Here is a 2,613-nt window from a genome sequence, read left to right as displayed (position 1 = left end):
CCATAAGCTCGCTACATGCCGAAGCACATGAGACCCGGAACGTGTTCGCTCGGCCTGCAACCAGGCATACATCGCACCTACAGGTTCCACCTTCGGCAGCGACGAGACTCGTTGCAACCGTGAGACTGCGTAGTAGCTAAATGAGGTCCTCACGATCGAGCTCGAGAAAACGTCGCCTCCGAGCGAAATCGGTGATCGTGACGTCGCAAAACCATTGCCATTCAGCATATGCCTGATCCCCTCACATGCCAGGACCCGGCTTGCTGCCTACCGACCTCGTCGGCCAATACCATCTGCCGAACCGTCGAACGTGGTGTCATCATCACCGACTTCGCAATCACCGCCTCGCGCTCGCCACAGTGCACAACCTTGTTCACTCCTACACAATGGAGGCTCCGGGCGGCACTTTCTCGAGATCAATCTGGTCGAGCTCGGCACTACTTGAGTAGCCTTCAAGGTTGCGAAGTTCGGTCTCGATGCGGCCAATCCCCTACCCGCACCGAATGAGATTGCCGTCAACTGACGTTCACCCCGAAAAGTGGACAGTTGTTGCGCGGCCAAGATGGGCGCGACCAGTCACTGTTCATAGTTGTGGGGGCTGAGTATTCCGATCGCGGAGTGCTGACCGAGGGTTGTAGAAGTTCATCCAGTAGTCAACCGCAGCAACCAATTCGGCGGCAGGGGCGAAAGTGTGACGGTAGTAGTAGTAGTAGTAGTAGTAGTAGTGCTTGAACGCCGACCATTAGCTTTCCGCGCCAGCGTTGTCCCAGCATATGCCGGTTTCACCCATCGAACGCCGCAACCTTTAGCGCTCGCACGCCTGCTTCATGATCCCTGCAGTAAATTGAGTCCCTTTGTCCGAGTGCATGATTGTGCCCGTGACATCGCCGCCACGTTCGGCGACCGCCATGTCCAGAGCATCCAGAACGAGCTCGCTGCGCAATGTGATCGGCCACCGCCCACCTGAGGACCTTCTTGGAATGTTCGTCCTTGATCGCGCAGAGATACATATCGTCCTCACCGCAGGTCAGGTAGGTGATATCGGAGGTCCACACCGCATCGAGGCACCCCTGATCGAACCGGCGCTGCACCAGATCCTCAGGGAACGATGCGAACGGATCGAACACGGTGGTGCGGACCTTGAACGTGCGTGGGCGGGGGTACCTCCCTGCACGAAGTACTTGGGGGCATCCCGACGAACCGACCGATCGCATGATCTTGACGACCGTTGTCTCGGTGACCACCTCGCCGCCGTCGCGGAGCTCAGCGGTGATCCGAGGTGACCCGTATACCCCCTTCGACTCCCGGTGGATCGCGAGGATCTTCATCTCCAGATCAGTTTTACGTGGCTGTCGTTCGTCCAATCGGGTTGTCACACTGCGACCTTGATGTTTGTAGAAACCGGAGGTCGATAGTTCGAGCAGGCGTGCCATACGATGAATTGCGGAGTTCGCGCACTCCGCGCGGACATCAACGCGTAGAGCTCTACTTTTGTTGATTGGCTGCGAGATACGCGGACGCTTTCTCAGGAACGCGATGTCTTTCTCCTGCGCGGAAACCTGCCGGCGCAACCATGCCAGCTCGGTGCGTTCCGCGGTCGTGAGCGGCTGGTCACCGGATGCTGCGGTGGCCTCGACCCACCGGCGTTCGTAGGCGACCCAGCGTCCGAGCAGGGCTTCGTTGATGCCAAGTTCTCGGGCGATTTCGGCGATGGTTCGGTCGGAATCGATTACCCGACGGGCGGCCTCGACCTTGTACTCGGTCGTGAACGACCTGCGCTTGCGGGACATGAGGACATCCTTCCAGCGGAACCGTTGGTCCCGCTATCTCGGTGTCCACCATCCGGGGTGAACCTCAAACGATCTTCTGGATCGGTTGAATCATTCGGCTGACTCCGTTGCGTGACTCGCAGCAAGACGTAAATCTCGGTACGAGTAGGTTGTCGAACTGCTTATACCCGCAACAGAGACTCGGTGTGTGATTGAGCAACGAAAGCTCATCAGAAGCCGGTACGCAGGCATTGTCACCGGCTATCCACCAGTTGCGGGGATTGATCGTTAGTTGGTCGCCTAGCGATGGAGGGGCAGCCGCCAACGAGGGGATTGATCGCTACCGTCCCACACAGACACGGATGGTGAGTCGCCCCCATCGAGCGACTCACCATCGGCATCGCCTTCCGAAAACAGCTACCGCTTTCCGAAACCAGCTAGCGCGCGTGGGAGGTCTTCAAGTAGCTCAGGAACGATGCCTGTATCCCGGTGACGTGCGTCTCGTGCAACACCGCGGTCGAAACATCCTGCGACCGCCCCTTGCCGTGCAACTGCTCCACGACAGCAAGAACGTTACGTGCCAGTCCGCGATAGATCGGAATGGGCCCGGTCAGTTCGACTTCGTTCAGCGTAACGTGCAGCTGCGGCACAACTGAGCCCACGCCACGCTCCGGCAGGGCCTCGACCAGTGTGTGAATCTGGCTGTCAGCGTTCACAACTCCGGGACTACCCGCACCGAAGGTCGCGAATGGGGCCGCGTCGCGCAGCCATGCGTAGAGAGCGAAAAGTCCTCCGTACGAGTACCCGAAGAGTCCGTGCCCGGACTCGCTGACACGTAGCTCCG

At 59.1% G+C, this 2,613-nt stretch carries 1 protein-coding gene and 1 pseudogene; both read right to left on the bottom strand.

Features of this window, described 5'->3' with window-relative positions; translation table 11 throughout:
- Positions 1–782 precede the first annotated feature (782 nt).
- A complete protein-coding gene (locus QMA15_RS32510; protein ID WP_290289275.1) occupies positions 783–1,790 on the bottom strand; it encodes a transposase in 1,008 nt (335 codons plus the stop codon).
- Positions 1,791–2,206: 416 nt separating this feature from the next.
- A pseudogene (locus QMA15_RS32505) lies at positions 2,207–2,613 on the bottom strand (alpha/beta hydrolase); the annotation flags it as partial.

Origin of the sequence: Rhodococcus sp. APC 3903 (assembly GCF_030407755.1) — a bacterium.
In the GTDB taxonomy this organism is placed as follows: domain Bacteria; phylum Actinomycetota; class Actinomycetes; order Mycobacteriales; family Mycobacteriaceae; genus Rhodococcus_F; species Rhodococcus_F erythropolis.
The sequence above is the reverse complement of the archived record's forward strand: the minus strand, read 5'-3'. Positions and strand labels throughout refer to the sequence as shown.

What these genes read in the sequence shown, in the direction of transcription:
- QMA15_RS32510 (WP_290289275.1), bottom strand. Translation starts at nt 1,790, where the DNA reads ATGTCCCGCAAGCGCAGGTCGTTCACGACCGAGTACAAGGTCGAGGCC.